5 protein-coding genes and 1 pseudogene are annotated in these 4,773 nt (G+C 63.6%); all 6 read left to right on the top strand.

The genetic code is table 11. The features are described 5' to 3' along the window. Window positions 1–1,327: efflux RND transporter permease subunit (locus EN969_RS17480; protein WP_164758315.1), on the top strand; the 1,327-nt coding region annotated here is incomplete at its 5' end. A 79-nt stretch (window positions 1,328–1,406) separates the two neighbouring features. Then, the gene (gene nthA, locus EN969_RS17475) at window positions 1,407–2,012 is read left to right on the top strand and encodes a nitrile hydratase subunit alpha (protein WP_063168267.1); all 606 of its coding nucleotides are present in this window, start codon (window positions 1,407–1,409) and stop codon (window positions 2,010–2,012) included. Beyond that, window positions 2,009–2,668: a nitrile hydratase subunit beta gene (gene nthB / locus EN969_RS17470; RefSeq protein ID WP_063168266.1), complete on the top strand. Its 660-nt coding sequence runs from the start codon at window positions 2,009–2,011 to the stop codon at window positions 2,666–2,668. The genes nthA and nthB overlap by 4 nt, the downstream gene beginning before the upstream one ends. Next, window positions 2,655–2,996, top strand: coding sequence for a nitrile hydratase accessory protein (locus EN969_RS17465; protein ID WP_063168265.1), 342 nt, complete (start codon window positions 2,655–2,657; stop codon window positions 2,994–2,996). The genes nthB and EN969_RS17465 overlap by 14 nt, the downstream gene beginning before the upstream one ends. A gap of 115 nt (window positions 2,997–3,111) precedes the next feature. Further along, window positions 3,112–4,008 (top strand): annotated as a pseudogene (fusA, locus tag EN969_RS17460) (elongation factor G); the annotation flags it as partial. A 152-nt stretch (window positions 4,009–4,160) separates the two neighbouring features. After that, window positions 4,161–4,773 (top strand): ATP-dependent RecD-like DNA helicase (locus EN969_RS17455; protein ID WP_164758314.1); only part of this gene is annotated, 613 nt, incomplete at its 3' end.

The following is a 4,773-nucleotide window of genomic DNA, read 5'->3' as shown; positions in this document are numbered from 1 at the left end:
GCTCAAGGGCAAGGACCAGCGCCCCGATATCGAGAAGGTGCTTGCGGATCTGCGCAAGCAACTGGCCCGCGTGGCGGGCATCGAGACCTACATGCAGCCGGTGCAGAATTTGAGGCTGGGCTCGCGGTCGTCCGCAAGCGCCTACCAGCTCGTGGTTCAGGGCCTTGATACCGGCCTCACCGATATTTGGGCGCAGAAACTGAACGACGCGATGGCGGCCGACCATGCGAACTTCACCGACGTCACCAGCGACCTGCAGAACAATGCGCTGCAGGCGACGCTGGTGGTGGATCGCGACAAGGCCGCCCAACTCGGTATCGATACCGACACGTTGCGCTCCGCCCTCTATGGCGGGTTCGGCACCGACCAGGTTTCGACCATCTTCGGTTCGGCCGACAGCTATGAAGTCATCACCGAGCTCGATCCCAAGATCGAGTGGTCGCCCGAGCGGATGCTGGCCATCCAGATGAGGACGGCGAGCGGCAGTCTTGTTCCGCTCGGCGCCTTCGCCCGCGTCGATCGCACGGCCGGCGCCCTGACCGTCAACCAGCTCGGCCAGCTTCCAGCCGTGACCATCTCCTACAATCTGCCGCAGGGCGTGGCGCTGGGCGACAGCGTGACGCGCATCAATGCGCTGAAAGAGCAGATCGGCATGCCGACGGTGATCTCGACGACCTTTGCCGGCACGGCCAAGACCTTCCAGGATTCGCTGGCCAACCAGGGTTTTCTGGTCGGCGGCGCAATCCTGACCATCTACATCGTGCTCGGCATCCTCTACGAAAGCTTCATCCACCCGCTGACCATCCTCACCGGCCTGCCATCGGCCGTACTGGGAGCGGTCGTTGCGCTGCGCTTCGCCGGCATGGATCTGTCGGTCATCGCGGTGATCGGCATCCTGATGCTGATCGGCATCGTCAAGAAGAACGGCATCATGATGGTCGATGTCGCGCTTGAGTTGCGACGAGAAGGCATGTCGGCGACCGAGTCGATCCACAAGGCCTGCCTGATGCGCTTCAGGCCGATCATGATGACGACGCTGGCGGCACTCATGGGCACGTTCCCGATTGCGCTCGGCACCGGCGCCAGCGCCGAACTGCGCCAGCCGCTGGGCGTTGCCGTTGTCGGCGGCCTGCTTGCCTCGCAGGCACTGACCCTGTTCGTGACGCCGGTGATCTATGTCTACATGGAGAATTTCTCGGGCTGGCTGGTCGGGCTTTGGTCGAAGCGCAAGGGCGAGCCGGGTCCGGTCGAAACTGTCGACCAGCTCTCGCTGTTCAAGGCGAGGGAAGACATGCAGCCCGAACCGCAGCGGGCGGCCGCCGAATGATGTGACAGGGCCAGTGCATGTGCCGCTGGCCCAAGGCGTTGCGCTTGCGGTGGCACCACCGGAACCGTAATTTGTCGCCATGTCCCACGATCATCATCACGATAACGAACTTGATCCGTTTGCCGCCCGCGTGCGTGCGCTGGAGACGATCCTCGCCCAGAAGGGTCTGATCGATCCGGCCGCGATCGACGTCATCGTCGACACCTACGAGACGAAGATCGGGCCGCGCAACGGCGCCAGGGTGGTGGCCAAGGCCTGGAGCGATCCTGCCTTTGCCGATTGGCTGAAGCGCGACGCGACGGCGGCGATCGCATCGCTGAGCTATACCGGCCGCCAGGGCGAGCACATGCAGGCGGTGTTCAACACGCAGGATACCCATAATCTCGTCGTCTGCACACTGTGCTCCTGCTATCCGTGGTCGGTGCTTGGCCTGCCGCCGGTCTGGTACAAGGCGCCGCCCTATCGTTCGCGCGCGGTGATCGATCCGCGCGGCGTGCTGGAAGAGTTCGGGCTGACGCTGCCGGCGGACAAGAAAATCCGCGTCTGGGATTCCACTGCCGAGCTGCGCTATCTCGTCGTGCCGATGCGGCCCGAGGGTACCGAGGGCTGGAGCGAGGAGCGGCTGGCGGAGCTGGTGAGCCGCGATGCGATGATCGGCACCGGCCTGGCGGAACAGCCGGCATGAACGGGCCGCAGGATCTCGGCGGACAGATGGGTTTCGGCCCGGTCGCGCCGGAAAAGGACGAACCTTACTTCCATGCCGCCTGGGAAAGGCGGGCGCTCGGCGTGACGCTGACTGCCGGCGCCATGGGCGCCTGGAACATCGACGAGAGCCGGCATGCACGGGAATCGCTGCATCCGGCTGTCTACTATTCATCGAGCTACTACGAGATATGGATCAAGGCGCTGGAGGTGCTGTTAAAGCGCCATGGCTTCGTCAGCCAGCGCGATCTCGAAGCGGGCAAGGCAGTCGATCCAGCAGCGACTCCCAAGAGGGTGCTGAAGGCGGAAAACGTGCCCGCGGTGTTGGCCAAGGGCAGCCCTTGCGACCGGCCGGTGGCGCAAGCGGCGCGGTTCAAGGCGGGCGACGCCGTGCGGACCAAAAACTTCAACCCGACCGGCCACACGCGGCTGCCGCGCTACGCACGCGGCAAGCACGGCGTGATCGAGGCGGTGCACGACGGTTTTGTTTTTCCCGACAGCAACGCGCATGGACACGGCGAAAATCCGCAATGGGTCTACACCGTGGTTTTCGAAGGATCGGAGATCTGGGGCGAGGGGGCCGACCCGACGCTACGCGTGTCGATAGACGCCTGGGAGAGCTATCTTGAGCCGGCGTGAAGAACTGCCGCCAGGTTTCGACGAGCCGGTGTTCGCCGAGCCGTGGCAGGCCGAGGCCTTCGCCATGACGGTGGCGCTGCACGACAAGGGCCTGTTTTCGTGGAGCGAGTGGGCGCAGGCGCTGTCGAGCGAAGTGAAAAGACCGGGCGCCGCAGCGGACGGCCATGATTATTACGAACATTGGCTGGCGGCGCTGGAAAGCCTGCTTGCCTCGAAGGGACTGGCCGCCAAGGCCGATGTCGACGCGATGGCTGAGGCCTGGGAGCGCGCGGCACATGCCACCCCGCACGGCAAGCCGATCCTGCTGGAGAACGATCCTGGACCCTGACAGCAGGCTGCGAGCAGCCAGGCCAAAAAGATCAGTTTAGTCTTCCGTTATCTCAGTCCGGATTTCGCTCCTGCACTCAGTTGCAAATATTGGGGCCACCAGCGACCATATCCCCATGATGGAAAAGCCTGCCGCGCCCTGGCCTTTGCTGCAAATCGCGATCGAGCCGAAATCGAAGGCCGATCAGGAGCGGCTGCGTATCGCCTTGGCGAAGCTGGCGGACGAGGATGCTTTCTTCCGCGTCATGCAAGACGAGGAATCGGGCCAGACCATTATCGCCTTCATGGACGAACTCCACCTCGACATCATCATTGACCACCTGCGTCGCGAGTCCCAGGTCGATGTGAATATTGGTTCTCCACAAGTGGCCTATCGCGAGACGATCACCCGTACGCACAAGCAGGACTTCACGCACAAGAGGCAGTCCGGCGGCACCGGTCAGTTCGCCCGCGTCAAGATCATGTTCGAGCCGAACGCGGACAGCGCGGACTCCGTGTTCGAGTCCAGGATCGTCGGTGGTGCGCTTCATGGCGAATACATTGCGGGCGTCGAAAAGGGGCTGCGCAGCATATTGTCCTCAGGTCCATTTGCGGGCTTCCCGATGATCGGCGTCAAGGCGGTGCTGATGGATGGCGCTTTTCACGATACCGATTCCTCGGCTCTGGCTTTCGAGATCGCCGGCCGCGCCTGCTTTCGCGAAGCCGCGCCACGCCTCGGCGTGCAGTTGCTCGAGCCGATCATGAAGGTCGAAGTAATGACTTCAGCAACCCATGTCGGCAACGTCATCGCCGAACTGCAAAGCCGCCGTGGCCAGATCCTGAGTCGGGAAATCCGCGGCGTGGTCGTCGTCGTCAACGCGACAGTGCCGCTTAGAAATATGTCCAAGCTGGAGGATGCACTCCGGTCCTGTTCGAACGGGCAGGCACGGTTGAGCGTCAGCTATGCCGGATACGCTCCCGTTCCGCTACCACCCGACGACCGCGACCCGCGGGCCGCCATGGCCATTGCCTGAATTTCGCTTCCAGCCGACGTGGTCGATTGTTCCCTTTACGTTCTTGTCTGTGCCTGATAGCCTGACCCGTCGGCGGCACTTAAGCGTCCCGGCGCATCGATGATGATGGCGGCTGTCTTGTCTTTCCCTTGCGAATCCGGTCTCTCGCGCTGATGGAATTCTCTCCCCAACAGGACGAGGCGCTGCAAGCGGTCGCCCGCTGGCTGAAGATCGGCCAGCCGCAGCTGTTCCGGCTGTTCGGCTATGCCGGCACCGGCAAGACGACGCTGGCGCGCTATTTCGCCGAGCATGTCGACGGCCAGGTGCAGTTCGCCGCCTTCACCGGCAAGGCCGCGCAGGTGCTGCGCTCCAAGGGCGCGGTCAATGCGCGTACCATCCATTCGCTGATCTACCGGCCGAAAGGCGAGGAATCGGTGTCGGACGAAATCACCGGCAAGACGTCGATGTCGCCGACTTTTTCGCTCAACCGGCAGAGCCCGATCTCGCGGGCCAAGCTGGTCGTCATCGACGAATGTTCGATGGTCGACGAGCAACTCGGCCGCGACCTGATGAGTTTCGGCACGCCGATCCTGGTGCTTGGCGACCCCGGCCAGTTGCCGCCGATCTCGGGCGGCGGCTTCTTCACCGACCACGAGCCGGATTTTCTGCTCACCGAAATCCACCGGCAGGCGCGCGACAACCCGATCCTGCGGCTGGCGCTCGATGTGCGCGAGGGCCGCGAGTTCATGCGTGGCGACTATGGCACGGCGCAGGGGATCGGCCAGG

It is taken from the genome of Mesorhizobium sp. M7A.F.Ca.CA.003.01.2.1 (assembly GCF_003998945.1).
Lineage (GTDB): Bacteria > Pseudomonadota > Alphaproteobacteria > Rhizobiales > Rhizobiaceae > Mesorhizobium > Mesorhizobium ciceri.
This window is presented reverse-complemented; position numbering and strand designations above follow the sequence as displayed.

Coding starts and splice junctions, on each gene's coding strand:
- nthB (WP_063168266.1), top strand. CDS start 2,009: ATGAACGGGCCGCAGGATCTCGGCGGACAGATGGGTTTCGGCCCGGTC.
- nthA (WP_063168267.1), top strand. CDS start 1,407: ATGTCCCACGATCATCATCACGATAACGAACTTGATCCGTTTGCCGCC.